21 protein-coding genes and 1 tRNA gene are annotated in these 25,650 nt (G+C 52.2%); 5 read left to right on the top strand and 17 right to left on the bottom strand.

Annotated elements, in window-relative coordinates; genetic code table 11:
* The first annotated feature begins 9 nt into the window (after positions 1-9).
* Both GKS04_01125 and GKS04_01120 read left to right on the top strand, forming a co-directional pair.
* Entirely contained in the window at positions 10-708 is a 699-nt protein-coding gene (locus tag GKS04_01125) for a response regulator (protein ID QMU55793.1), read from the top strand.
* Positions 705-2,018: a PAS domain-containing protein gene (locus GKS04_01120; protein ID QMU55792.1), complete on the top strand. Its 1,314-nt coding sequence runs from the start codon at positions 705-707 to the stop codon at positions 2,016-2,018. Before GKS04_01125 ends, GKS04_01120 begins: the two co-directional genes overlap by 4 nt.
* A gap of 19 nt (positions 2,019-2,037) precedes the next feature.
* Here GKS04_01120 and phoU read toward each other — a convergent pair whose 3' ends face one another.
* The 8 genes from phoU to GKS04_01080 form a co-directional block, all read right to left on the bottom strand.
* Positions 2,038-2,694 (bottom strand): phosphate signaling complex protein PhoU, encoded by a 657-nt coding sequence (gene phoU / locus GKS04_01115; protein QMU55791.1) that lies wholly within the window; start codon positions 2,692-2,694, stop codon positions 2,038-2,040.
* Positions 2,695-2,704: 10 nt separating this feature from the next.
* Positions 2,705-3,499: a phosphate ABC transporter ATP-binding protein gene (pstB, locus tag GKS04_01110; GenBank protein QMU56665.1), complete on the bottom strand. Its 795-nt coding sequence runs from the start codon at positions 3,497-3,499 to the stop codon at positions 2,705-2,707.
* Positions 3,500-3,515: 16 nt separating this feature from the next.
* Positions 3,516-5,099, bottom strand: a complete 1,584-nt coding sequence (pstA, locus tag GKS04_01105; GenBank protein QMU55790.1) for a phosphate ABC transporter permease PstA — start codon at positions 5,097-5,099, stop codon at positions 3,516-3,518.
* Positions 5,096-7,285, bottom strand: coding sequence for an ABC transporter permease subunit (locus GKS04_01100; GenBank protein ID QMU55789.1), 2,190 nt, complete (start codon positions 7,283-7,285; stop codon positions 5,096-5,098). The genes pstA and GKS04_01100 overlap by 4 nt, the downstream gene beginning before the upstream one ends.
* Before the next feature lie 36 nt (positions 7,286-7,321).
* Positions 7,322-8,299 carry a phosphate ABC transporter substrate-binding protein PstS family protein gene (pstS, locus tag GKS04_01095; GenBank protein QMU55788.1) on the bottom strand — a complete coding sequence of 326 codons (978 nt, stop codon included), beginning with the start codon at positions 8,297-8,299 and terminating at the stop codon, positions 7,322-7,324.
* 129 nt (positions 8,300-8,428) lie between these two features.
* Positions 8,429-9,601 carry an aminotransferase class I/II-fold pyridoxal phosphate-dependent enzyme gene (locus GKS04_01090; GenBank protein ID QMU55787.1) on the bottom strand — a complete coding sequence of 391 codons (1,173 nt, stop codon included), beginning with the start codon at positions 9,599-9,601 and terminating at the stop codon, positions 8,429-8,431.
* Positions 9,602-9,685: 84 nt separating this feature from the next.
* Positions 9,686-11,167, bottom strand: a complete 1,482-nt coding sequence (locus GKS04_01085) for a glycosyltransferase (protein ID QMU55786.1) — start codon at positions 11,165-11,167, stop codon at positions 9,686-9,688.
* Between the two features lie 9 nt (positions 11,168-11,176).
* Positions 11,177-12,343 carry an aminotransferase class I/II-fold pyridoxal phosphate-dependent enzyme gene (locus GKS04_01080; GenBank protein QMU55785.1) on the bottom strand — a complete coding sequence of 389 codons (1,167 nt, stop codon included), beginning with the start codon at positions 12,341-12,343 and terminating at the stop codon, positions 11,177-11,179.
* Between the two features lie 56 nt (positions 12,344-12,399).
* Here GKS04_01080 and GKS04_01075 point away from each other — a divergent pair, with 56 nt between their 5' ends.
* Positions 12,400-13,419, top strand: coding sequence for a glycosyl transferase (locus tag GKS04_01075; GenBank protein ID QMU55784.1), 1,020 nt, complete (start codon positions 12,400-12,402; stop codon positions 13,417-13,419).
* Here the strand turns inward: GKS04_01075 and GKS04_01070 are convergent.
* Entirely contained in the window at positions 13,416-13,997 is a 582-nt protein-coding gene (locus GKS04_01070) for a hypothetical protein (GenBank protein ID QMU55783.1), read from the bottom strand. The two genes, GKS04_01075 and GKS04_01070, sit on opposite strands and share 4 nt — an antisense overlap.
* Before the next feature lie 95 nt (positions 13,998-14,092).
* Here GKS04_01070 and GKS04_01065 point away from each other — a divergent pair, with 95 nt between their 5' ends.
* Complete coding sequence (locus tag GKS04_01065) at positions 14,093-14,908, top strand: hypothetical protein (protein QMU55782.1); 816 nt, start codon at positions 14,093-14,095, stop codon at positions 14,906-14,908.
* A 137-nt stretch (positions 14,909-15,045) separates the two neighbouring features.
* Here GKS04_01065 and GKS04_01060 read toward each other — a convergent pair whose 3' ends face one another.
* The 8 genes from GKS04_01060 to GKS04_01025 form a co-directional block, all read right to left on the bottom strand.
* Positions 15,046-15,414, bottom strand: a complete 369-nt coding sequence (locus tag GKS04_01060; protein QMU56664.1) for a YraN family protein — start codon at positions 15,412-15,414, stop codon at positions 15,046-15,048.
* A 28-nt stretch (positions 15,415-15,442) separates the two neighbouring features.
* Positions 15,443-18,034 (bottom strand): DNA mismatch repair protein MutS, encoded by a 2,592-nt coding sequence (gene mutS / locus GKS04_01055; GenBank protein QMU55781.1) that lies wholly within the window; start codon positions 18,032-18,034, stop codon positions 15,443-15,445.
* Between the two features lie 33 nt (positions 18,035-18,067).
* Complete coding sequence (locus GKS04_01050; GenBank protein QMU55780.1) at positions 18,068-18,691, bottom strand: hypothetical protein; 624 nt, start codon at positions 18,689-18,691, stop codon at positions 18,068-18,070.
* Between the two features lie 74 nt (positions 18,692-18,765).
* A tRNA-Ala gene (locus tag GKS04_01045) sits at positions 18,766-18,839 on the bottom strand.
* A 43-nt stretch (positions 18,840-18,882) separates the two neighbouring features.
* A complete protein-coding gene (locus GKS04_01040; protein ID QMU55779.1) occupies positions 18,883-20,106 on the bottom strand; it encodes a DUF21 domain-containing protein in 1,224 nt (407 codons plus the stop codon).
* Positions 20,096-21,448, bottom strand: coding sequence for a DUF21 domain-containing protein (locus tag GKS04_01035; GenBank protein ID QMU55778.1), 1,353 nt, complete (start codon positions 21,446-21,448; stop codon positions 20,096-20,098). Before GKS04_01035 ends, GKS04_01040 begins: the two co-directional genes overlap by 11 nt.
* On the bottom strand, positions 21,441-22,496 hold the full coding sequence (gene thiL, locus GKS04_01030) for a thiamine-phosphate kinase (GenBank protein QMU55777.1): 1,056 nt from the start codon (positions 22,494-22,496) through the stop codon (positions 21,441-21,443). Before thiL ends, GKS04_01035 begins: the two co-directional genes overlap by 8 nt.
* Before the next feature lie 48 nt (positions 22,497-22,544).
* Positions 22,545-24,074 (bottom strand): YifB family Mg chelatase-like AAA ATPase, encoded by a 1,530-nt coding sequence (locus GKS04_01025; GenBank protein QMU55776.1) that lies wholly within the window; start codon positions 24,072-24,074, stop codon positions 22,545-22,547.
* A gap of 151 nt (positions 24,075-24,225) precedes the next feature.
* Here GKS04_01025 and dnaA point away from each other — a divergent pair, with 151 nt between their 5' ends.
* Positions 24,226-25,602, top strand: a complete 1,377-nt coding sequence (gene dnaA, locus GKS04_01020; GenBank protein QMU55775.1) for a chromosomal replication initiator protein DnaA — start codon at positions 24,226-24,228, stop codon at positions 25,600-25,602.
* Positions 25,603-25,650: the final 48 nt, after the last annotated feature.

The following is a 25,650-nucleotide window of genomic DNA, read 5'->3' as shown; positions in this document are numbered from 1 at the left end:
ATGAGAGCCATGTCCAAAACAATAGCAATCATCGATGATGAAAAAGATATTCTGGAGATATTATCCTCCGCGCTCAAAAGCGAGGGATTCAAAACAAAAACCTTCCGCAACGGCAGGGAGTTTCTGCTTTCCACGGGTTCGGTGAAGCCCGATTTGGCGCTTCTTGATTTGATGATGCCCGAAATGGACGGAATTGAGGTGTGCAAACAACTCAAAAGTTCGTCAAAAACGGCGGACATTCCCGTAATTATGGTTACCGCGCGCGCAACCGAGATTGATGTTGTGCTGGGGCTTGAAATCGGAGCCGATGACTACATAACAAAACCGTTCAGCACGCGCGAGGTTGTCGCGAGAATTAAAAGCGTTCTGCGCAGGGGAAAAAGCGCGGGCGAAGATGACGAAGCCATTGAAATCGAAAAACTCAAAATAGACGGAAAAAGTTTTGTTGCTTCGGTGAAGGGCAAACCCATTGACCTTACGGCGACACAGTTCAGAATTCTGGAGTTTCTTGCGAAAAACCGGGGCAGGGTGCTCAGCAGGGATCAGATAGTCAAAAAGAAAAGCGAATCGGATGACCGCCTCGCGTATGACCGCACAATTGATGTTCATATAAAACATCTGCGGGAAAAAATCACGGACAGCGGCGTTGAAATAAAAACCGTTCGCGCCGTGGGCTACAAACTTGATACGGCCGGGGCTGAACATTGAGAATTCCCGCAGGCGCAGTTTTTCTGTGCGCGGTTGCGGGCGCGGTTTCCTACATTAATTCAGACTCCGGCGGCGGAGCGGTTGTAATCGCCGGCATCACGGCTCTTGCGGCTCTGGGAGCTGCAATCGCGGCGCGGAGAAGAGGGGACGCGATTGAGCGCAATGTTACCGAGTTTGCCCGGACGCTTCTTTCAAAACAGTTCGCACGCTACGACCCGCTTTCACACGGCGGGGAAAGCGAAATGGCAAAGGCGCTCAACACAGCCGCGCGGGAGTTTCAAAAACGAGTTCGCGCGGGCGATGAGCAAAGGGCGCGGCTTTCGGTCTTTCTCAATCAGATAAGAGAAGGCGTTTTGTGCGTTTCCGCGCAAGGACGCGTTACCGCCGCAAACAAAAGCGCTCAAACAATGCTGGGCGCGAGCGGTGAGATGGTCGGCAGAAACTACTGGGAGGTTATCCTCAGCCCTGAAATCAGAGGGCTTATAAAAGATGCGCTTGAAAGCGGCGACGAGCCCCTGCGGCGCGAGGTGGCAAACCTCTATCCGGCGGAAAATTTTTATGTGGCGTCCGCGGCGCGCGGCGAAGGGAATGACGAAGTAACGCTTGTTCTGTTTGACTCAACCGAGATGAAAAAACTTGAAAAAGCGCAAAGGGACTTTATCACCAACGCTTCCCACGAAATCCGCACTCCGCTCACTTCAATAATGGGCGCGGTTGAGCGGATAACCGGCGGCGCGGACGGTGAGACGGAGAAATTCGCACAGATTTTGGAAAGAAACACCGGACGGCTCGCAAAGTTGTGCGGACGCATTATAAGCCTGTCTGAATTGGAGGAGCGGCGCGGCGGAAGGGAAAGTTTTTTGCCGTTCAACCTGAATGACGCGGTGATGAGCGCGGTGGATTTGATGAGCGCGGCGGCGGAGAGAAAAAACATCGCCATAGAAACTGAGGAAGAGCCGGACATTGTTATAAACGGCGACCGGCTGATTATTGAAAATATGTTTGTGAACCTGATTGAAAACGCGGTCAAATACTCGCCGGGGGGTTCGCGTGTTCGCGTGAGCGTGAGCGGCGGGGCGGGCGGGGCGCGTGTTTCCGTGAGCGACAGCGGCAGGGGAATTGAGCGCGGTGAGGAAGGCAGAATATTTGAGCGGTTTTACAGAGGCAAGAGCGCGATAGCCGAAGCGGGCAACGGGCTGGGTTTGAGCATAGCGCGGGAGGCGGTGGAAATTCACGGCGGAGCGATAACAGTTGAGAGCAAGCCCGGAAGCGGAAGCGTTTTTACGGTTTCTTTCGGCGCGAAAACCTGAACGCGTCCGCCTGAGAAATTCAGGAGTGTTTTATAACATTGCCGGTTATGAGGTAGTGAGTGTCTTCGGCGATGTTGGTTGACAAATCCGCCGCCCTTTCCAGATTCCGCGCAATAACAATCGCGCAGGTCGCGGCGGGCGTGGCTTCGGGAGCCATCTCCGCGTGCCGGAGCGTGCCTTCCACGATTTCCTTTTCCATCATATCAACCTCGGCGTCTTTCTTTGACACTTCAAGCGTGAGGTCTTCGCGTTTGTTTATGAACGCGTCAACGCTCATTCTGAACATCTCAAGCGCTTTTTCCCCCATCTCCGCCGCCTCATTCAGAATCGCAAGCGGCGGAAAGTCCGAACTTTTGCCGACAAGCCGCGCAACATTGACCGCGTGGTCGCCGATTCTTTCCACATCGTTGTTGATTTTCATAACCGCGATTGTGGTGCGGAGCATCTCCGCTTCGGGCGCGTAAAGACTGAGCAGGCGGACGCATTTTCCGTCCAAATCCACCTCTTTGGAATCAACGTCATCGTCCATCTTCTTTATTTCCGCAATTCTGGACTTGGAGTCCGATGGGTCGCGGATGAGACCGATGCTTTTTTCAAGCATGGAATCAACCACCTCCATCATATCAAGAAGCGTTTTTTTCAAATCCTCTATTTCTTTGCCAAGTAAACTTGTCATGAGTTCTCCATTATCCGAATTTACCTGAAACGTAATCTTCGGTTTGTTTCAAGGCGGGGTTCAAAAATATCTTTTCCGTCTCATCGTATTCAACCATTCTGCCCATATACATAAACATAGTGTAGTCGGAAACGCGCGCCGCCTGTTGCATGTTGTGGGTTACGATGACCACCGTGTATTTGAGTTTGAGTTTGCGGATAAGTTCCTCAATGCTCGCGGTGGCGATGGGGTCAAGCGCGCTGCACGGCTCGTCCATAAGCAGAAGTTCGGGTCGCACAGCCACCGCGCGGGCTATACACAGACGTTGCTGTTGACCGCCCGAAAGCGCGAAAGCGGATTCGGTGAGGCGGTCGCGCGCCTCCTTCCACAACCCCGCCTGCCGCAAACTTGATTCCACAATTTCGTCAAGGTCGCTCTTTTTCTTGACCCCCGATATGCGCGGCCCGTAGGCGACATTTTCATAGATGGACGAGGGGAACGGGTTTGATTTCTGAAAAACCATTCCCACCCTTCTGCGCAAATCACTGATTTCAGTGGCGGGAGAGTAAATGTTTTCGCGCGAGACAAGAACTTCGCCCTCAATGGAAACATCGTCTATGAGGTCATTCAGGCGGTTGAAACAGCGCAGGAAGGTTGATTTTCCGCAACCCGAAGGACCGACGAGCGCGGTTGTCATATTCTGGGGAACGCGCATTGATATGTTTTTGAGAGCAAAAACCTCGCCGTATTTGAGCGAGAGGTTTTTAGTTTCGGCAATTACCGAATCAAAGCTCGTGTTGTCCAACGATTCAAACTTCTCTTCCATATTCTCCAATCCTTTGTCAGATTCCGGAACCAAATCTTCTCTCCCTAATTCTGCCTCTGAGGAAAATCGCAGCCAGATTTAAGACCGCCACAATAATTATAAGCAGAAATGCGGTCGCGTAAACAACGTCTTTAACCGCCTCCACGTTGGGAGACTGAAAGCCCACGTCGTATATGTGAAACCCCAGATGCATAAACTTTCTTTCAGCGTGAAGGAACGGAAACCTGCCGTCAATTATGGCGTCCGGCGCGAGTTTGACAACACCGGTAAGCATAAGCGGGGCAACCTCCCCGGCGGCGCGCGCGACCGCGAGTATGAGCCCCGTCATAACGCCCGGCAGGGCGGCGGGCAGAACCACCTTCCAGATGGTTTCAAACTTTGTCGCCCCGAGCGCAAGTGAACCCTCGCGCATGTTTTTGGGAACCTGTGAAAGCCCCTCTTCCGTTGAAACTATAACGACCGGAACGGTGAGCAGGGCAAGCGTGAGGGACGCCCACAAAACCCCTCCCGTGCCGAAGGTGGGAGCGGGAAGGGCTTCGGAGAAAAAGACCGAATCTATGAGTCCTCCGATTCCGTAAACAAAAAATCCGAGCCCGAAAACACCGAAAACAATTGACGGAACCCCCGCAAGATTGTTGACGCAAATTCTTACAATTCTTACAAAAGTCCCTTTCTTTGAATACTCGCTTAAATAGAGCGCGGCGAGAACGCCCAGCGGCATAACCATCACGCTCATAAGAATCACCATAATCACGGTGCCGAAAATCGCGGGCGCGACTCCACCCTCGGTGTTGGCCTCGCGCGGCTCGGCGGAGACGAAAGTCCAGAATTTTTTGGCGTAAAGCCCGGCTTTTGAGAAAAATCCCATTGAGTTCGGGGCGTACATCCGCTCTATGCCGCCGAATGAAACCTCTTTTTCATGCCCCTCCGCCGTAACAATAACAACCGTGTTTTCATCCATACGGGCGTAAAGCGTTTCCAGCTCCGCCTCTTTTTCGCGGTATTGCCCGACAAGTTTTGAAAGCCGCGCCATTAGCTCCGGGGTTTCGCCTTTCCGTCTTACGCGCTTCTCAATTTTTTCAGTCTCATGGATTATGTCGTCAACTTCCGAAAGCGCTATATGCGCAACCTTGTTGCGCAAATCGCGCGCGGAGGCGAGAAAACGGTTCAGAATTTCCATGTCCGCCGCCGTGGCAACCGTTTTTCCATTCTCGCGAATCTCCTTCACTTCGCCTATCATGTCTCCCCATTCCCACCTCTGAATAACGAACACCGAAGCCGGATACTCAACGGCGGTTATCTCGTCATCCGAAACCCAGCGGAACGCGAGCCCGTAAATGTCTCTGTTGCCGACCTTGAACCTTGTGAGGTCGCCGGAGTCAGTCTGTTTGCTTCCGGCAAACTGCCCGAAAAGTGCGCTTCCGTCCGCCAGTGTCGCCTTGGCTACCTGAGAAGGCCAGAAAAATCCGAGCCCTTTTGAGGCGACCAGAAACAGCAATCCCGCTATCATCAGAAGCGATATCATAAGCGCGATTCCCGTGAGCCAAGAATACGCCTCGCCGCCGAAAGAGAACCTTCCGGATTTCGCGCCCTGTTTCATGATGAGCCGTATTTCCTTCCCAGCTTGCCTCTGAAAATCTCCGCCGCCGTGTTAAGGCAGAAGGTGAACAGAAACAGAAGCAGACTTGTGAAAAATATGAGCCGGTAAAGCCCGCCGCCGTGCGGGGCTTCGGGCAGTTCAACCGCGATGTTCGCCGACATCGCGCGAAAACCGTTAAAGATGTTCCAATCAAGCAGAGGGGTGTTGCCGGTTGCCATAAGGACTATCATTGTTTCCCCCACCGCTCTGCCGAAGCCGATTACAATGGCGGAAAGAATGCCCGGGCTCGCGCTCGGCACAACCACTCTTACGGCTGTCTGCCATCTGCTTGCTCCCAGCGCGAGGGACCCGGCGACAAGCGACTTCGGCACGCCGGACATTGAGTCTTCGGCGATTGTGAAAACTATCGGTATGACCGCGAACCCCATCGCGAACCCGACCACAAGCGCGTTGCGCTGGTCAAAATCAAGACCTATCGCGGCGAGCCACTGCTTGTAGTCGCCCTGAAAGAAAAACGCCTCCGCCGGAGAGTTGAGCCACAGCGAAACCGCGACCGCGGCGACAAGAACGGGAATGAGAAGCAGATATTCCGCGCCGTGCCTGAAACCGCCGGCGAGCGAAGCGCCAAATCTCTTCCACAGATAGAGCGAAAACAGCGCGAACGCTATCATTACAAAGGGCATCACAACAAGCGCGGGAAATATCTTTTCAAGAACGGGCGACAGCCACAGACCCGCGAAAAATCCGATTACAACACTCGGAAGCCCCGCCATAATTTCAATGACGGGCTTGATGACCTTTCCGAAAGACGGATGCATAAACTGCGAGACGCAAAGCGCGGCGAGAACGGCAAGCGGCACGGCGAAAAGAAGCGAGTATATCGCCCCTTTGAAAGTGCCGAAAATTATGGGCGCGAGACCGAGTTTGGGTTCAAACTCATCGGTTCCGCCGGTTGACTGCCACATATGAATCGCCGAGTCGTACCCCTCATACCACATGCGCGAGAAGATGGATTTGAGACTGATTTCGCCGAAGTTGTTGGATATGTCCCACTGCACGAGCGCGCCGTTCTCCACCGCCGCGAGACCGTCCGCCTTGGGCGTCATAACCAGAGCGGAGACCGGTGAACCCTCAATCAGCAAACGCCTCTTTGCCGTTGTGGCGTGAAAAACGCCTATGTTTCCCAGAGAATCCGCCGCCGTCAAACCTCTGTTTCTAAGCGAGTTTGAAAACCTTTTAACCGCGCCCTCAAATTTGGGGAAACTGTGGACGCGCTCAATGGAGGATTTGCCCACGGGGCGGAACCAGACTGAAATGTTGCCTTCGGAATCCCCTATGGCGACTGAACGCCCTCCGTTAATAACGCCCATCATCGTAACGGGCGCGCCCCCGCCGGTTTGGACCGAGCCGAGAAAAACGGGCGCGCCCCCGCCGGACGCGTCCCACTGCAGAACTCGTCCCGAATCCGTACCCGCGTAAAGAAAATCCGTCCCTTCAAGAAAGGCAAGCGCGGTAACGGTTTCGCCCCGCGCATCGCCCGTTATTTCACTCGCGAAAACTTCAACGGGAGAGGCGGGTTGCTCTTCATCGGCAAACAGACTCTCCTCCTCTTCCAAACCCGAAACGGAAGCGAAAAACAGTCCTTCGTCCGCCGAAAGCGCGGCGACTGAAAATCCTCCCTCCCCGTCTCCGGCGAAAGAGACGGTTTCAAGTCCCGAACTCGCGACCGGAATTTCAGCGGCCGGTTCAATTGTAACGGCAACCCGCCTTTGGACGCCGTCCGGATATGTGTCTTCAGAGGAGACGGAGAAGATCCGCGCTTTTCCGTCCGCGCCGCCGATAACAAACTCGCCCGCATCCGATGAGAGCGCGAATGACAAAGCGGGCGCGGAAGACGGAACGGTTTTCAGAACCTCGCCGGTCTGCGCGGAAAAGACCCGTATGCCGCGGTCGCGGAAAACCGCGTAAGCGGTCTGGCGGTGTTCGTCCAGCCCAATACCGAGAGCCCCGGCAAACACCGGGGACTCAACGGATTTCTTTTGGGGACCGTATGACGGGTCTGAAAAAAGAGGCAGAACCTCAAGGAGTATAAAAGCGAAAACCGCGATTATCGCGGTAATTATCGCCACCCCTCCCAACACTATGAAGAAACTGGCGACTTTGTCGTAAAGTTTTCTTGTATTCAAATCAAGTCACACGGGGCGAGATTCCATGTCGGAGAATTATCTGCTTCCGAGATATTTCTTCCTGAGTTTCCTAGCTGTTTTGTCGTCCAGAGGAATGTATCCGTCTTTGACAACAACTCTCTGTCCCTGTTTGCTCAAAACAAACTTGAGGAACTCTTTGCGCAGAGTGTCAAGTTTTTTGCCGGGCGGCTTGTTGATGTAAAGATACAGATGCCTCGCCAGAGGATATCCCTTTTTGTCGGGAGACGGCTCAATGCATTTCCCGCCTTTTTTGGAAAGCTTTATGGCTTTGACTCCGGAAGTCTGGTAGCCAATTCCGCTGTAGCCTATCGCGTATTTGTCATTGCTTATGCCCTGAACAACGGACGCGGAACCGGGCTGCTCCTTGACTGAGTCGGAGTAGTCGCCTTTGCAAAGCGCTGTCTTCTTGAAGTATCCGTAAGTGCCCGAAGCCGAGTTTCTTCCGTAAAGCGTTATCGGGCGTGATCCCCACGAGCCACTGACGCCGATGTCTTCCCATTTCGTAGCGGCTGTTTCGGCTCCGCAACGACGGGTCTGTGAAAAGGCGGCGTCAATCTGTTTTATGGAAAGACACTTAACCGGATTCTGCTTGTTCACGAAAACCGCGAGCATGTCAACCGCTGTCGGTATGGCAATCGGTTTGTATCCGAACTCCCCTTCAAAAGCGTCGACTTCTTTTGACTTCATCTTCCGCGACATGGGTCCGAACTGTGAAGTTCCTTTAATCAGCGCGGGCGGCGCCGTGCTTGAACCCTTGCCTTCTATCTGGCATTTGACTCTGGGATAGCGTTTTTTAAATCCTTCGCACCACAAAGCCATCAGGTTGTTCATCGTGTCCGAACCAACGCTGTTTATCTGCCCGGAAACCATCTTTTTCGTCTTTTTGTAAACGGGAAGGTTCCGGTCAACTTCCACCACGGCGGAAGCCGGAAAAGCGGAGAAAGGCAACACGAAAACTGCTATGAGAAACACATAAAAACTTTTTCTCAACATTTCTTGTTTTTCCTCCAAAGAAAATTGGCGGGAAATTGTCCCGCATTACTATGGAGTAAACCCGCGAAATGTTAAAAATCCGTTAACTGAGAGTTAAGGTTGAAGGAAGGGAAAATGGAGAAAACGCCGCTATTTCAAATCGGCGTCTTTCATCCTTTGCGTTCCCTCGTCTATGTCCTCATCAGAGCACGCATAGGTTACGCGTATAAAACCCTCGCCCCTGTCTCCGAAAGCGGTTCCGGCGACAACTGCGACTCCGGCGCGCTCAACAAGGCGATCTGTGTATTCCTGCGAAGTAAGTCCCGTTCCCGTTATGTCGGCAAAAGCGTAAAACGCCCCGTCCGGCGTGTCGCATTTGACTCCGGGAACCTCATTCAGAGCGGCAATCATTCTGTCTCTTTTCTTTTGCAGAAGACCGTGCTTTTCGTGAACCCAGTCCTGCGGTCCCGTAAGGGCGGAATACGCGGCGCGCTGTATCAAAGCGGCAACATTTGTTATGGAGTCCTGAAGGAAGATTGACATCTTCTCCACTATCGGCTTCGGCGCGACCGCCCAGCCAATTCTCCATCCGGTCATCGCCCATGTTTTTGAAAATGTGTCAATGACGATTGTTCTGTCCGCCATTCCGTCAACCGCGCTTATGCTTTTGTGCGGCTTGTCAAAGGTTACTTGAGAGAAAATCTCGTCCGATATAACAACCAGATCCGGGTGCCTCTGGCACATTTCGGCTATCTCTTCGGGGTTTTCAACCAAATGCCCGTTGGGACGCTGGGGAGTGTTTATTATGAGAAGCTTCGTCTTCGGGGTTATAAGGGATTCAAGTTCCTTAACATTAAACTGCCAGTCGGGGTCGGTAAGCGGCGTGTGTTTTATCTTTGCTCCCAGATACTTTGCCCACACTTCGTCAGGCGGATAACCGGGGTTGGGGAATATCACCTCGTCGCCGTCTTCAAGAAAGATGTTCAGAGACGCGGTGAGCGCATGTTTCGCTCCGGCGGTTACGATTACTTCTTCAGGGTCGGTTTTGCGACCCTGAGAGGTTGTTCTTTCCGCGATTGCCTCTCTGAGTTCCGGAAGTCCCGGACCCGGGTCATAGCGTACATAGCCCTGTTCAACCGCTTCGGTTGTCGCCTCAATTATGTGTTGGGGAGTGTCAAAATCGGGTCCCTGATAATCCCCTTTTTCAAAATGGATTATGGTCTTGCCCGTCTTTTTCTCAATATCTTTTGCCACCCTCATGCTCGCCCACTGTCTGGGTTGAACAAAATGCTTCGTTCTTGAACTGAACCTGTACTCTGACATAAAAACCTCCAGAAGGACTCCCGTATCGGGAAACTGCTACCTCACCTAAAATCAGGACATATACTAAATTCAGGTTTTGTTTTGTCAAGACCCGCGAAAAAACCTTCCAATGTGGGTTTTTACCGAAAGGAAAAAGACATACAAAAAGGCGCCCGAAAAGGCGGTCAGAATTCCCTTCATTAGCGGGTCCTTCACTCCGCCCGCGAAAGCGCAGAACAGAAGCGCGCCCGCCGCCGCCAACTCTAAAAACGCGGTAAAATTAAACTTCTGCCCGTAAATATGCCCCGTCTGAGCCACCGAAGCGGTTTTCGGAGTGCGCACAAAACCCCCGCCCCTTCCCGCGAGGCAGCGATACACCTCTTGTGCGTTGCTTATTGATATTCCCGAAAGCAGAACAATGACAAACGGCACAGCCGCAAATCTCCAGATTTTTCTTTCAGGAGAAGATTCCAACACCGCGAGCGTGTAGAACAGAAAAATTCCACCGCTTGCCGCGAAAGCGGTCGCGCCCACAATATTGTAGGCGGACGCCGGAAAACCGCCTCCCACAATCGCTATGACGACCGCTGAAAACAGGTAGAAATGAAAAAGCGGACTCAAAAAACTGCGCAACAGGTGGAAAGCCGCCTCAATCCTGAAAGCGGCGGAAAACCCCTTGTTTGAAATAAGCGCGGCGAAAAACTTCTTCGCGTTCTGCACTCCCCCGCCCGTCCAGCGGCGTTGCTGTGATTTGAACGCCGCGATGTCGGACGGAATTTCCGCCGGGCATACAAGGGCTTTTAAATACTGTATTTTCCACCCCTTCAATTGAGCGCGGCAACTGAGGTCAAGATCCTCCGCCATCGTGTCTTCGTGCCAGCCGCCCGATGAAACCAGACACTCCCTCCTTATTACCGAAGCGGTTCCGTTGAAGTTGAGAAACAGCCCCGAAGCGGAGCGACCGGCCTGCTCAATGACGAAATGCCCGTCAAGAAAAACCGATTGCAGACGCGTAAGCAGAGACTGTTCCATATTTGTATGCCCCCAGCACGCCTGCGCTATGCCCACGCGCGGGTCTGAAAAACAGCCCAGAATGCTCCGTAGAAAGTCGCGAGGCGGAACAAAATCAGCGTCAAAAAGCGCGATAAACTCGCCGCGCGCGGACCCGAACGCGTCTTTGAGCGCGCCGGCTTTGAACCCGCGCCGCGTCCGGCGACGGATGTGACTTATGTTCACGCCGCGCTGTTTTTCGCGCTCAATTACCTCGCCGGCGATTTCGGAAGTCTCATCGGTTGAATCGTCAAGCACCTGAATCTCAAACAGATGAGCGGGATAGTCAATGGCGCAAACCGCCTCTATGACCCTTTTGATGACATAGACCTCGTTATAGACTGGTATCTGAACGGTTACGGACGGAAGGGGGGAAACGTCCGGCGGAGGGGGAAGCAATGATGAGCGTTTGCGGTTTTTTATATAAAGCCAGCAAAGGCGATACCAGTGAAAACCCACAATGGAAATAAGCAGCAGGGAGGCGAAATACAAAATCTCAACGGAAAAAACCGACAGGCGAAGAATATCAGACAGCATAGCGAAGCCCTAGAGAGACAGAGACGCCAATCTGTCCGCGGCCTCTCTTATTCTTTCCGTGTCAAATGTTATTGAGGCGCGCACATAGCCTTCCCCGAATTCACCGAAGCCGTTTCCGGGCGTTATCACAACGCCGCACTGTTCAAGAAGCATAGATGAAAACTGCTCTGATGTAACGCCGGGTGGCGTTTCAAACCAGACATAAAAGGTTGAAAGCGGTTTGTGATACGGCAGTCCGGCCTTGTCGAGCCCCTTGCAGAAAATGTCCCTTCTGAGGCGGTATGTGTCCGCTCTGTCTTTAAAACCGGGGTCCTCAGCCGTGAGCGCCTCAATGCCGGCCATTTGAACCGCCTGAAACGCGCCGGAATCTATGTTGGTTTTCACCTTGCCGAGCGCGGCAATCGCCCGCTCCGAGCCCGCCGCGAAAGCAATTCTCCAGCCTGTCATGCTGAATGTTTTGGAGAGAGAATGGAACTCAATTCCAACCTCTTTGGCTCCGGGCGTCTGGAGAAAACTGGGAGGCGAAAAGCCGTCAAACGCGATTTCGGTGTAGGCGGCGTCGTGGCAGACGACTATGTTGTTATCGTGCGCGAACCGGACGACCTTTTCAAAAAACGCGCCGTCCGCTATCGCGGTGGTCGGGTTGTTCGGATAGTTCAAAAACATCATGGTCGCCCGCGAGGCGACTTCAGACGGAATGGCGTCAAAATCCGGCAGGAAGCCGTTTTCCTTCAAAAGCGGCATCACATGCGGACGGCCGCCGGCAAACGCGACTGAAACCGGATACACGGGATAGCCGGGGTCGGGAATAAGCGCCGGGTCACCGGGATTGACAAACGCCATCGGTGCGTGGGCGACACCTTCTTTTGAGCCGATAAGCGCGAGAACCTCGGTGTCGGGATTGAGTTTCAAACCGAACCTTTTTTCAAACCATCCCGCCGCCGCGGCTCTGAATTCCGCCATTCCGGCGTAAGAGGGGTATCGGTGGTTCGCGGGGTCTTTGAGAGCTTTTGCCGCCGCGCCGATTATATGAGAGGGCGTGGGAATGTCCGGGTCGCCGACTCCGAGGTCTATCACATCAACCCCTTTGGCAATACATTCCGCCTTCTTTTTGTCTATCTCCGCAAAAAGGTAGGGCGGCAGTTCAGATATTCTGTCAGACCACTTTATTTCCATTAAGAACCCCGCCGCCGAAAGGCGCGCTACGCCATTCTACTTTGATTTTGTGAGAATTGAAAATATTATGGTTTGAAGTGAAAGTTCTTTACGGCATTCAAGGAACGGGAAACGGACATATCGTCCGGTCACGAGAGATTGTGTCGCTTTTAAAACTCCGGGGCGCTGAAGTTGACATCTGCCTGAGCGAGTCTCACAGTGAAATAGACATAGGAACGGAAATAAAATTCAAGCCGCGCGGGCTGGGCTTTGTTTTCGGCAAAAAGGGCGGAATTGATATTGTTTCCTCAATCAAAAAAGCGCGGCCGCATGAGTTGTTTTCCAACGTTACGAAACTGCCCGTTGAAAAATACGACGTGGTCGTGAGCGATTTTGAACCCGTTTCCTCGTGGGCGTGTCTTATTAAGGGAAAGAAATGCGTTTCGCTTTCGCACCAGACCTCCTTTGCGTCAGAAAAAACACCGAGACCTGAAAAAGTTGACCGTCTGTCAGAGGCGGTTTTGAAATGGTACGCGCCGGTCTCAATTCCGCTCGGACTCCACTTTGAGAAATATGACTCTTTCATAGAAACGCCTGTTATAAGGAAGCAGATTCGTGACCGTGACCGTTCGAACAAAGGACACTACACGGTCTATCTGCCCTCTTTCGCGCCGGAGAAAATTGTTCCGCATCTGCGCAATGTTGATGTGGAATGGCATGTGTTTTCAAAGCACACGTCAAGAAAAGAGAAAAAAGGAAATGTCTCGATTTTTCCGGTGGAAGACGGCACCTTTGTGGACTCCATCTGCGCGTGCGAGGGAGTGCTGTGCAACAGCGGTTTTGAAACCCCGTCTGAAGCGCTTTTTCTCGGTAAAAAACTTTTCGTAACTCCGATGAAGGGGCAGTACGAACAGAAATGCAACGCCGCCGCGCTTGAAAAAATCGGCGCGATTGTTGAAAAACCGGTTGCTTCGCGCCTTGCTAAAAAACTTGAAAAGTTTGTCAATTCCCCAAGTCCGCGCGCGGTGAAATATCGCGATAATTCGGACGACATAGTTGATAAGATCTTTGAAAGCGCGCTCGGCGAAACCGCTTAATATCCTTTGATTTTCAGAAGCGCGAATACCGCGAACCAACCCAGCAGGCAGCCGGTAACCGTCTGCATTGTTGTGTGCCGGTTGAGGCGCACGCGAGCCCACGACACAAAAGGAAGAAGCGCGGCAGACGCCACACCGGCATCCCAGTTGTGGAAAAAAGTGAGCATCGCGCAAAAAGCCGCCAGTGTTGCGGAGTGGGCGCTGACTTTGTAGTAAAGAGTTACGGCGTAGAAAGCGAAAACCGCCACGAGGCAGGCGAGAGTGAAGTCAACGGCGGCGGCCGGGGCGCCGAAGTGGATCATAAGTCCGAGCCCGACCGCGACGCTTAAAACCGTCAGTTTGAGGGGGCCGATTCTCTCCGAACCGTTTGTCATATGAAAGTCCGAAACCGATCCCCTGCCGAGCAGAAACAGCACGTAAAGGGCGGGACCCATAACGAAAAAAGCCGCCATTACGGCGGGCCATTGCAACCCGAAACGCTCATAGAGAAGAGTCAGTGCGTACAGGGCAACAAGAGGCGGGGAGAAAACCACCGAGAGAAAAACCGCCGCGCCGCGCGAATACATGCTTGTTCTCAAAGCTTAACAGCACCTTTGTATTTCATCTTTTTTGCAACAAGAGTTTGCACTGAAACTCAAAAATCCCTGATTTGCTGTTAAAATCAATCCCGCCCATGAGTGAGACCAAAAAAAACGGTTCATCTGTCGCGATAACAGCCCTCTCAGTCACAGGTCTCGCAATCTGTCTTTACCTTACCGCGATATACTACACAACGGACGGCGCGGGTGCTTACTGCTCGGGCGGGTGGCAGTGCAACGAGGTTCTCAACAGCAAGTTTTCAAAAATGTTCGGTTATCCGGCCTCGCTCGCCGGAGCAATCGGATATGCGTTTTTGTCAGTCGCGGGCGCGTTCGGGGGTTTGAGGAAAAACCGCGCGCTTATAATCGGGCTGGCAAGCACGGGGGTCGGAGTGTCGGCTTATCTGTCATGGGCGGAGTTTTTTGTGATACGGCAAATCTGCCCGTTCTGCGTGACGTCCGCCGTAATAATTCTTGTGATATGGATACTATCCGTGCGCGGGGCGGACGGGGCTAAAATCGGCGCGGGCGTTGTTATCGCCGTTGTCGCGGCGGTGGCGGGATATGTGTCGGCGGAGATGAGTGAGGATTCGCCGCGCGTTTCGCAAAACGTCCAAAACGTTATGATGAGCAAAGGACTGGCGCAGCACTTGAAAAAGACCGGCGCGGTTATGTATGGCTCGTTCAAATGCCCGGCGTGCATTATGCAGAAAAAAATTTTCGGCGCGGACGCGAAAAAACTGAACTATGTTGAGTGCCACCCCGAAGGGAAAAACGCCAAGCCGGACCTGTGCAGGGAAAAGAACATAGGGGCTTTTCCAACATGGGAAATAAAGGGCTCCTTTCACAAGGGCGCAAAAACACTTGAACAACTTTCCAAGATTTCAGGGTACAAGAGCGGGCGGCAATAAGACGGCGGAAGAAACAAAGAAAAGCCACGCGGGTATCGCACGGCTTTTCATAAATCAGGAGGAGGAGGAAGTTAAGGAAATTCCCTAACTTACATCCATATAGTAAAGACTTTCCGGTTAAACGTCAAGTACTTTTTTCAGATACTAAAATCCGCCTCAAAAGCCCCTTCCAGAAGCCTCACATCGCCTTTCGAAAGATCCACCGCGACAACGTCAAAGCGCATCGGTTTAGATTCAACGCGATGTTTTTTGATATATCTGGACGCGGCAATCGTAATTTTTTTTCTCTTTCGCCGGTCAACAAACTCTTCGGGAAATCCGTGCGCGAAGTTTGAGCGCGACTTGACTTCAACAAAGCACAGCGTGCCGCCGTCAGAGCAAACAATGTCTATTTCCCCCTCTCTGCACCGGAAGTTTCTTTCAAGAATTAAAAAACCTTTTTCCTTGAGAAAATCCGCGGCAATCTGCTCGCCGCTCTCGGTCTTCGCGGGTTCGGGTTTTTTCACAAGCCGCGCCGCCACGCTCGCGATTTCGTCAATCAGTTTCAAGTTTCTTTTTTAATTCCTCAATGGTTTTTATCGCTTCGGCGGGCGTGAGGTTCATTGTGTCTATGCGGGAAAGGTCTTCGGCGAGTTTGCCAAACGAGCTGTTCTCGGCGGGTTGTTCGGGTTCAGCATCGGGAAAAAGCGTCATCTGCTCCGCGCCCATAAGTTCGGTCATTTTTGCGCGCATGCTTTCAAGAGAGGAAAGTATTTTGCGCGCGGACACAAGAACCGATTCCGGAACGCCCGCGAGCGCGGCAACCTGAATTCCGTAACTGTGACTTGATGAGCCGGGAACAAGTTTTTTGAGAAAAACAATCTCTTCTCCGCTTTTCTTGACCGCGACATTGTAGTTTTTGACTCCCGGATTTGACGCGGAGAGATTCGCAAGTTCGTGATAGTGAGTAGCGAAAAGAGACCTCGCGCCGACTTGATGCAAATGCTCGGCGACCGCCCACGCGATGCTCATTCCGTCAAAGGTGCCCGTACCACGTCCGATTTCATCCAGAATCACAAGACTGCGCGGGGTGCAGTTTCGTATTATGTAGGCGGTTTCAACCATTTCGGACATAAAGGTTGAAAGCCCTTTCGCAAGATTGTCGGACGCACCCACGCGTGTGAAAATCTTGTCCGTAATCCCCACAACCGCTTTTGAACACGGAACAAAACTTCCCATCTGAGCCATCAAAACCGTGAGCGCGACCTGTCTTATGAGGGTGGATTTTCCCGCCATGTTGGGTCCGGTAATAAGCAGAAATCTGTTTTCCCCGTCATCCATTTTGACATTGTTCGCGACAAACGCGCCCGCACCCCGTATCTGCTCCACAACCGGATGCCGTCCGTCCGTAATGTCTATTTCTCCTCCTCCGTTTATGACGGGCCTTGTGTATCCGTTGCGCACGGCGACGGCGCAAAAACACGACAGTACATCAAAAACGGCAATCAGCCTCGCGCACTCTCTGATTTTGTCCGCGACAGATGAAACCTCGCGTCTCAAACCTTCAAATATCTCTCTTTCAAGTCGCAACATCTCGTCTTCAGCAATTTTGATTTTTTCCTCCCATTCGGAAAGTTCGGGAGTTGTGAATCTTTCGCTTGAGGAAAGAGTTTGTTTTCTGACGTATTGGGGCGGAACCTTGTCAATGTTTGTTTTTGTAACCTCAACGTAGTAGCCGAACACTCTGTTGTATCCGACCTTCAAAGAGGAAATTCCGGTTTTTTCCCTCTGTTGTTGCTCAAAGCCCGATATCCAGTTTCTGCCTTCCTGCCGCAGACGTCTGAATTCGTCAAGGTCGGGGTCGCATCCCTCCTTTATGACCCCACCTTCGGCAAGAGTGGCGGGCGGCTCATCGTAAATTGTCGCGGCTATGCGCCCGGTTACAGAGTCAAAACCGTCTATCTTTTCCCCGGCGCCACGAAGAAGAGGCGCGGCCGCGCGCGGCGCAATTTTCTTCAACTCCGATGTCCGCAAAAGCGAATCCTTTAGCGCAGTCATGTCTCTCGGCTTTGAAGACGGCGTGGAGATTCTACCAATCAGTCGCTCAATGTCGTTCACACCTTTGAGTTCGGTTCGGATTGAATCCGTCAGGTCGGAATCGGCGCAAAGGTTTTCAACCGCATCAAGGCGGCTTTCAATCTCGTCGATTTGCGTGAGCGGGTAGTCCATCCATTTTCTCAAAAGCCGCCCGCCCATCGGGGTCAGCGTAAGGTCAATTGTTTTGATGAGCGTGGGTCCGTCTTCGGAAGTCATGGACTTCACGAGTTCAAGGTTTTTTCTTGTGGATTCGTCAATCTGAACGCAGGAGGACGCACCGTATAAAACCGGCAGTTTTATGGAAGGCATATAGTCCATCTGGGTTTCGCGCATGTATTCAAGCAACGCGGAGCAGGCAAGAGCCGCGCCTGAAGTTTCGTCAAATCCGCACGCCGCGAGAGACGAAATCCCGAAGTGTTTCATAACAGCCGAGCCCGGCTCGCTTGAAACAAACAGATCTTGTCTGATGGTGAAAAGCGGATTCCATGAAACGGCCGACTCCGCGGCGCACAGGCCGTTCTCCACCGCGATGACAACTTCGGACGGCATAAGTTTGAGAAGTTCGGAGCGTGCCGCGACTTCTGTTTTGAGCGAACAGACGGCGAAATCCCCGGTTGAAATGTCGCAGTGCGCAAGATGATAGCCCGAAGAGTCCGAACTGACTGACGCTATGTAGTTGTTTGTTTTTGAATCAAGGCTTTCATCGCCCAGAACGGTGCCCGGAGTGAGAACTTTGACGACCCGCCTTTCCACAAGTTTGCCGGATTGGCCTTCTTCAACCTGCTCGCATATGGCGACCTTGAGCCCAAATTCAAGCAGTTTTGACACATACCTCTCCGCGCTGTGAAACGGAACGCCGCAAAATGGAACAGGCGAGGCGGATTTTTTGTTGCGCGCCGTGAGGGTTATGCCGAGAATTTCCGAAGCGGCAAGCGCGTCTTCAAAAAACATCTCGTAAAAATCACCGAGCCGAAAAAAAAGTATGGAATCGTGGTAGCGGCTTTTGATGCTTTTATACTGTTCAAGCATCGGTGTGCTTGATTCGCTCATAAAAGGGAAATTATATTGAAATTGCCGTCTTTATCAAAGAGAGGTTGAAGTGATTGAAATAACAGCTCCGGCGGCGAACAGAATAAACCCGGTGATTTTTGAAAAGCCGGCCCGCGGAATGCGGAAAAAGCCGGAAAGTTTCGGGAATAAAAACGCCATGGCAACAACAAGCGCGGTTTGAACAACCGCGAGACCGATGAGGTAGAAAACAAGCGGGGACACTTCAGAACCGACTATCCCGCCGCCGTAGGCGTAGCCGTGAAACAGCCCGAAAACGGCGCAAAGAGCAGTGGCGAATGCTTTTGAAACCGCGCCCGTGAAAATGGCAAAACCCGCAAGCGCAACCGACACGGCGACCACAGTTTCATAAAACGGAATTTCAAATCCGCGACCGGACAGAAACAGATGCGCAAAAACGCCCGCGATTGTGGCGGGAATAAAAGCCAAAAGCGTCTTTTTGCTTCTGAAACACATGGCGCAGAAAAACGCAACCGCGGCGAGAAACGCAAGGTGGTCAAGCCCGAGCACGGGGTGCGCGAATCCCGAAAGCAAGCCCTGATGCCAGTGGGTAAGAGCCGCGCCCTCCCACGGATGATGCGCAAGAACATTTGAGGTTCCGAGTGAAAAAAATGTCGCTGAAAGCAGGAAAATTCTCATTCAAAGCCGCCTTAAACGGAATTCTGATTTTATATGTGAGGATTGTGAAAATCAAACTCTTTTGCTTTCTTTAATGGAGATGAGGGGAATCGAACCCCCGACCTCTGCCTTGCGAAGGCAGCGCTCTCCCAGACTGAGCTACATCCCCGTTACAAAAACCAACGCAATTATTATACGGAAAAACCCCAATATCAACCCGTCGTTGTAACTTCCACCCGCTGGATTGAGCGCGGAGTGGAAGACTCAACCGTGAAAATCGCCCCGCTTGACTCAACCGTTTCGCCGCGCGCGGGTATGCGTCCGAATTTGAAAAGCAGAAAGCCGCCGAGCGTCTCGTAATTTTTGCTCTCCGGTATGCGCGTGCCAAGGTCTTCGTTGACGCGCTCAACGCTGATATGCGGAAAAATCAGATATTTGTTCGCGCCCGTCCGTGTCCAGAGGTTTTCGCCCTTGTCGTGTTCGTCCTCTATCTCGCCCACTATCTCTTCAAGTATGTCTTCAAGGGTTACGATTCCGACCGCGCCTCCGTATTCGTCAACCACAATCGCCATTGACGCGCCCGCTTTCATCTCTTCAAGAAGCTCATTTATGGGCCTTCGTCTCGGAACGTAAAAAGCCGGACTCGCGTATTGTCCGACGGTTTTTTGAGAGCCGTTTTCATCATTGCCCAGCAGAAAGAACGAGTGAAGAACGCCGGTTATTTTATCCACCCTGCCGCTGTAAATCGGTATCCTCGTGTATCCCGTTTCCCCGACCATCCCGGCGGCTTCGGACAGGGTTGCGGACTCGGAAAGAGCCTTCACCGAAGAGAGCGGAACCATAACGTCTGAGACCTGAACCTCGGAGAATGAAAACACCCTGCTGAACATCCGCCGTTTGCCTGAATCCGCGCTTCCCCGCGCGTGGGCTCTGATGGCGTCCATAATTTCCTCCCTTGTGATTGAAGAGCGGTGCCCGGCAAGGCGCAACGCCTGACGCGTGAAAAAATTGACAATCCATGTGAGCGGATAGAACAGCCGTGTTGCGACCCACAGAGGATATATCGCCCATAGAATCATGGAGTCGCTGCTTCTGCGGAAGATAGATTTCGGAACCACCTGCCCGAAAACCACTACGAGAGGGGAAAGTATCACTACCGCGTAAAACTCTCCAGCGCCGAAACGGGTTTCCATATAAAAGGTCAAAAGTATGGTGCTTGTTATAAGCGAGATGTTTATTCCCGCGAGTGTTGTTCCGAGAAATCTGTCCACTTCGGAATAGGATTCAAGCACAAGCCGCGCCGCGCGCGACCCTCTGCCGCTGAGCATCCTCATGCGTATCTTGTCGCATGATATGAGGGCGATTTCCGAGCCCGCGAAAAACGCCTGAACGGCGAGGCATAAAACAACCGCCGTTATTGTGGCTTCAAGACTCATGCTCTTCCTCCGCGCCGGAGAGCGTGCTAAGCGCCTCAACTGTTACTTCGCTTATTCTCTTTCCCGATATTTTAGTAACCGTGAACTCAAGACTTCCGTGCGATATGGTCTGCCCTTCGGAAGGAAGCGCGCCGAATTTGCTGAAAACAAAACCGGCGAGCGTCTCGCCTTCGCCTGTGCTCTGCGAAATCGCGGACTCGGAAAGAGCTTGCGAAAAATTCTCAATTCCAACGAACTTGATGAGCGGAAAAAGCATAATGTCATTGAATTCGTCAACCCTGTAACTGCCCGGCACAATCAGTTTTCCTCCGTCCCATTCAGTTGCGGGCTGGTCTCTGCCGACGCTCCTTTCGTCCTCTATTTCGCCGACTATCTCCTCAAGGATGTCCTCCATTGTTACAAGCCCGTCAAACCTGCCGTATTCATCAACCACGATTGCCATGTGAATTCTGCGCCGCCGGAACTCCCTAAAAAGATCAAACGCGTCTTTGCTTCCGGGTATGAAGTACGGCGGGCGGATATGGTTTTTCAGAGAATCGCTGTCGGGAGATTTAAGCAAAAGGTCTTTGGCGAAGATAACGCCCGTGATGTCGTTTTTGTCATCCGAATAAAGCGGAATTCTTGAATATCCCGCCTTTTTGATTTCATAGATGACCTGCTCAACGGAGAGCGAATCACTGATGGTGAGGCAGTTCACATTGGGCGTCATTATCTGGCGCGCCGAAGTGTCGCGCAGACGGAAAAGACGGTCGGCAAGGCGGCTTTCAATCTCATTCACAACACCCTCTTCCCTGCCCATCAGCACAAGGGTTTCTATGTCTTCCTCGCTAAATTCCTGAGCCAGCCCCTCGGTTGCTTCGCCGTCGCCGCGCGGAATAAAAACATTTGAAAACTTTATTATGAGCCAGCGTAGCGGAGTTATGGCGTCGTGAAAAACATTGAGTGACGGCGCAACCGCTTTGGCGATGGAAGCCGGAAAGCGCACGGCAAGGGTTTTGGGAACCGTCTCGCCAAATATCAGAAGAAGCGGAGAAGCGACGGCAATCGACACAAAGGTTACAGTTTCGGACGAGAACGAGCCCATCAGGCTCGCGACCACCATGGCGACCACGGCCGAATACGCGATGTTTACAGCCTCGTCCGCGAAAAGAACCGTAACGATGAGATCTCCGGGTTTTTGGAGAAGTTTCTCTATGAGTCTGGCTTTTCCTCCACCCTCATTTTTTATTCTCTCCCTCTGGTGTCTTCCGAGCGAAAAAAGCGCGCCTTCGGAAAAACAGAAAAATGCCGAAGCACCCAAAAGCGCGATGGCAATCAGTGTACTTATCAGAATCTCACCCATTTTTATCGTTGTGAACGTAGCCGCCCGGACCGAACTCCGAAGCGGGAATTTCCGTTTCTCCGTCAAAAACGCTTAAAGCCCCGCCGCCGTCCACGCTTCCTATTTGTGTTATGTCCAGTCCGGTTTTCTTTGAAACGCCCGCGATTTCGCCAGTGCGGTCCGCGGACGCGGTAAACACAAGTTCGTAGTCGCCTCCGGCGGTCACGGCCTCCATCGCGCCTCCGGCCAGACCCGGATGGACGGGAATCTTTTCAAGCGACAGGCGCGCGCCGCAACCGGACAGCGAAACCACCCGCCTCAAATCGGCTATAAGCCCGTCGCTTATATCCGTCATTGCCGAGACCATACCCGCAAGCGCGAGACCTGCGTCTATCCTCGGAGAAGGAAAACGGAACCGCTCAAGAGTTCCGAGCTCGCTCGCGGCGGAGTGAGCGCCGGATGTGAGACCGTCAAGAATTTTCACCGCCGCGTCCGAACCGCCAAGACGCCCGGTAACGAAAACGGCGTCTCCGCTTTTCGCTCCGCTGTTGCGTGCGAAGCTGCGTGCGGAGGTTTCACCGCTGACTTTTATGTCAAGAAACATAAAGGGCGCGGACGATGTGTTGCCTCCCGCGACCGCCGCGCCTATCTCTGCGCAGGCGTCTTCAATGCCTTGTAAAAGTTCATCAATGATTTGTGAATCGGTGCGGGGATTGACACCCGCGCTCACGAGAACCGATTTCGGAGAAGCGCCCATCGCCGCGATGTCGCTCGCAGCACACAGAACCGCTCTTGAACCAACCGCGCGCGCGCCGAATTCGGGCAACGAGAGCCACTGTTTTCTGAAATGAACTCCCTCAACCACGCAATCACAACTGTCCACAATAAATTCGTCCGCGCCGCAATCAATCACGGCGGCGTCATCGCCGGGACCCACAACAAGGCGTCCGCGCGTCTCTTTTGAGGCGAACCGCCTCAGCGCACGGGAGACAACAAACTCCTCATCCGCAAAAGCGGTCTTTTTGTGTGGGGAATCCGTATGGTCGGAAGAATCAATATCTTCATTCATTTTCGCGTCAAAATTGTTTCAGAACGGGCGCGGTTTGTCAATCGGAATCTACTGAAAATACCTGTCAAGACGTCTGTATTGCACAGCTTCGGCAATGTGTTCGGGCTCTATGGCGTCCGAGCCCGCAAGGTCTGCTATTGTTCGCGAGACTTTGATTATTCTGTCGTACGCTCTCGCTGAAAGCCCGAGTTTTTCAACCGCTCTTTCAAGAATTTTTTTTGAAGAGTCGCAAAGCGGGGCGAATTTTTTCAGCATCTCGGGCGACATCTGAGAATTGGAGAAAACACCCGCGCCGCCGAACCTTTCGTTCTGAATCCCTCTCGCGGAATTGACTCTGTCCTTCACATCCGCGGAACTCTCGGCGGCGGTTTCATCCGAAAGTTCGCGGTATTCAAGGGCGGGAACCTCTATGTTTATGTCAAACCTGTCAAGAACCGGTCCCGACAGCTTTGCCCGGTATTTTCTTATCTGTTCGGGACGGCAGGAACACGGCTTTGAAGTATCGCCCAGATGCCCGCACTGGCAGGGATTCATCGCGCCGACAAGCATAAATTTCGCCGGATAGGTGAGTGTTGTGGCGGCGCGGGATATAACCACTTCGCCGTCTTCAAGCGGCTGGCGCATCGCTTCAATCACGGTTCTTTTGAACTCGGGCATTTCGTCAAGAAACAAAACGCCGTTGTGAGCGAGGCTGATTTCGCCGGGGCGCGGAACGGAGCCGCCGCCTATTAGGCCCGCGTCACTTACGGTGTGGTGCGGAGAGCGGAACGGACGCTCGGTAACGAAGGGCTGTTCATCTTTAAGAAGTCCCGAAACGGAGTAGATTTTTGAGGTTTCCATTGCTTCTGAAAAATGCATATCGGGAAGGATTGTGGGAATTCTGCGGGCGAGGAGGGTTTTTCCCGAACCCGGCGGACCGACCATGAGAATGTTGTGTGCGCCGCTCGCGGCTATCTCAACAGCCCTCTTTTCCTGATGCTGACCTTTGACCTCGCTGAAATCAACTCCGTATTGCGCTTTTGAGGAGAATACGTCCGCGCAGAAGGTTTGCGGCGCGATTTCATTTTTTCCGTCAATATGTCCCACAAACTGGGCGAGTGTATCCACGGCGATGACCTCCAAACCGGAAACAAGCGAGGCTTCAGCGGCGTTGGCTTCGGGAACCACGATTCCTTTTAGTCCTTTCTCTTTCGCGCAAATCGCCATGGACAGAATCCCTCCGACTTTTTTCACTCTGCCGTCAAGTGAGAGTTCACCCATTACGAGAAAGTCTTTGAGTTTTTCCCCCGGCACGATGATGCCCGCCGCCGCCAGAATTCCGACCGATATGGGCAGGTCAAACGAAGATCCCTCTTTTCTGATGTTGGCTGGGGCAAGGTTCACCGTAATCCTTCGCGGCGGGATTTTAAAACCGCTGTTTTTTATGGCTGAGCGCACCCTCTCCTTGCTTTCCCTCACGGCTCCTTCCGGCAGACCGACCGTCGTAAAAACGGGGAGTCCGGTGCTCATGTCAACCTCAACTTCCACTATATAGCCATCCACACCCAGCACGGCGCAACTTTGAATATTTGAAGTCATGCGGGCTATTTTACACAACACAACAAAGGGTTTTTGAGAAGCTGTTTGACAGAGCGGGTTTTTAGTGTTTAGATTGAAAACGGCTTTGGTAGTGGTGAGGGTCTTGTTCGCTTTGTAACTTCTTCGGACGCCCTCTCGGTCTTATGGTTTGATGCAGAGAGAAGATTTAAGTCAGATCTGGCAGGGGTTTCTGGGTCATGTTGAACAGGGCGGCAATGTTGACCGAGACACCATAGAAATTTTTTCCAAATCACAGATATCCGGTTTTGATGACAAGGAGGGTGTTGTTGAGATACTGCCTCCGGACAGAATCGGGATGAACTGCCTCACCAACAATGTTGGAAACTCTTTGGCGGAAATTTCCGACTATTTCACAAAGTTTTACGGTGTAAAAAAGGTTGAGGTGGCAAACCCTAAAGGCGAGAGCACTGAAGATGTTTTAATACCTCCCGAGAAAAACGTGAGAAAAGAGGTTCTTTTGGGTCACCTGAACTCAAAATACAGTTTCAAAAGTTTCGTTGTGGGCGAGAGCAACCAGTTGGCCTTTACCGCGGCAAGTACGGCCGCCAAACAACCCGGACGCCACAACCCTTTATTCATCAGAGGCTCTTCCGGACTTGGAAAGACACATCTTATGAACGCCGTGGGAAACGAGTTCGAGAAAAACAACCCGAATTTGAAAATATGCTGTATGCCCTCGGAGGATTTTACAAACATTGTTATAGAACACATCGGGGGGAAAAGAATGTCCATTCTGAAGAAGAAGCTCCGCAACGAGTGCGATCTTCTCATGATTGACGACATTCAGTTCCTTGAGGGAAAAGAAAAGGTTCTGGAAGAGTTTTTCCACACCTTCAACACTCTTCATGAAAAAGGAAAACAGATTATTGTAACAAGCGACGAGGAACCGGGGAACCTGCGGTTTGAGCCGAGATTAAAGACAAGGTTTATGTGGGGACTTACGGTGGACATAAGGCACCCCGACATAGAAACGCGTGCCGCCATTCTTAAGAAAAAAGCGGAGGCTAGAAAGATTGAAATTCCGCCGGGTGTTATTGAGATAATATCGGAAAAAGTGAAGGGGAACGTCAGGGAGCTTGAAGGCGTTCTTGCAAAACTTATAATTATGGCTGAGATAGACGGAAGACCCATAGATATAAGAACCGCCCACCAGATTATCGATGAGCGCTCCATAAACCAGAACGGTAAAGCGGAGAAAGACATTTCCGCAATTGGCAGGAACATGTCGGTTGAGCTCATTATTGAGAGTGTTAAAGACGTTTTCAACCTTGAAAAAGAACAACTTGTTTCCCTGAGCAGGGAAAGGGGGGTTGTTTTCCCCAGACAACTCGCGATGAGCCTTATAAGAAAACATCTGGGCACGCCATATCCCTCAATTGGGGTGTTTTTCAAAAGGGATCATTCAACCGTGATTCACGCTGTCAACAAAATAGAGGAAAACATCAAACAGGGTGATGAACTCACCGTAAAAGCCATTGAAGAGATAGAAGACAGGCTTGGAATTTAACCCACAAACCTGTGGAAAACCTGTGGAAAAACACAACAAATCCACACC

Origin of the sequence: Candidatus Mycalebacterium zealandia, assembly GCA_014075295.1 — a bacterium.
GTDB lineage: Bacteria > Desulfobacterota_D > UBA1144 > Nemesobacterales > Mycalebacteriaceae > Mycalebacterium > Mycalebacterium zealandia.
The sequence above is the reverse complement of the archived record's forward strand: the minus strand, read 5'-3'. Positions and strand labels throughout refer to the sequence as shown.

What these genes read in the sequence shown, in the direction of transcription:
- thiL (QMU55777.1), bottom strand. Translation starts at nt 22,496, where the DNA reads ATGAATGAAGATATTGATTCTTCCGACCATACGGATTCCCCACACAAA.
- pstB (QMU56665.1), bottom strand. Translation starts at nt 3,499, where the DNA reads ATGGAAGAGAAGTTTGAATCGTTGGACAACACGAGCTTTGATTCGGTA.
- GKS04_01125 (QMU55793.1), top strand. Translation starts at nt 10, where the DNA reads ATGTCCAAAACAATAGCAATCATCGATGATGAAAAAGATATTCTGGAG.
- GKS04_01065 (QMU55782.1), top strand. Translation starts at nt 14,093, where the DNA reads ATGAGTGAGACCAAAAAAAACGGTTCATCTGTCGCGATAACAGCCCTC.
- GKS04_01035 (QMU55778.1), bottom strand. Translation starts at nt 21,448, where the DNA reads ATGGGTGAGATTCTGATAAGTACACTGATTGCCATCGCGCTTTTGGGT.
- GKS04_01090 (QMU55787.1), bottom strand. Translation starts at nt 9,601, where the DNA reads ATGTCAGAGTACAGGTTCAGTTCAAGAACGAAGCATTTTGTTCAACCC.
- GKS04_01080 (QMU55785.1), bottom strand. Translation starts at nt 12,343, where the DNA reads ATGGAAATAAAGTGGTCTGACAGAATATCTGAACTGCCGCCCTACCTT.
- pstS (QMU55788.1), bottom strand. Translation starts at nt 8,299, where the DNA reads ATGTTGAGAAAAAGTTTTTATGTGTTTCTCATAGCAGTTTTCGTGTTG.
- pstA (QMU55790.1), bottom strand. Translation starts at nt 5,099, where the DNA reads ATGAAACAGGGCGCGAAATCCGGAAGGTTCTCTTTCGGCGGCGAGGCG.
- GKS04_01050 (QMU55780.1), bottom strand. Translation starts at nt 18,691, where the DNA reads ATGAGAATTTTCCTGCTTTCAGCGACATTTTTTTCACTCGGAACCTCA.
- GKS04_01025 (QMU55776.1), bottom strand. Translation starts at nt 24,074, where the DNA reads ATGACTTCAAATATTCAAAGTTGCGCCGTGCTGGGTGTGGATGGCTAT.
- phoU (QMU55791.1), bottom strand. Translation starts at nt 2,694, where the DNA reads ATGACAAGTTTACTTGGCAAAGAAATAGAGGATTTGAAAAAAACGCTT.
- GKS04_01085 (QMU55786.1), bottom strand. Translation starts at nt 11,167, where the DNA reads ATGCTGTCTGATATTCTTCGCCTGTCGGTTTTTTCCGTTGAGATTTTG.
- GKS04_01040 (QMU55779.1), bottom strand. Translation starts at nt 20,106, where the DNA reads ATGAGTCTTGAAGCCACAATAACGGCGGTTGTTTTATGCCTCGCCGTT.
- dnaA (QMU55775.1), top strand. Translation starts at nt 24,226, where the DNA reads ATGCAGAGAGAAGATTTAAGTCAGATCTGGCAGGGGTTTCTGGGTCAT.
- mutS (QMU55781.1), bottom strand. Translation starts at nt 18,034, where the DNA reads ATGAGCGAATCAAGCACACCGATGCTTGAACAGTATAAAAGCATCAAA.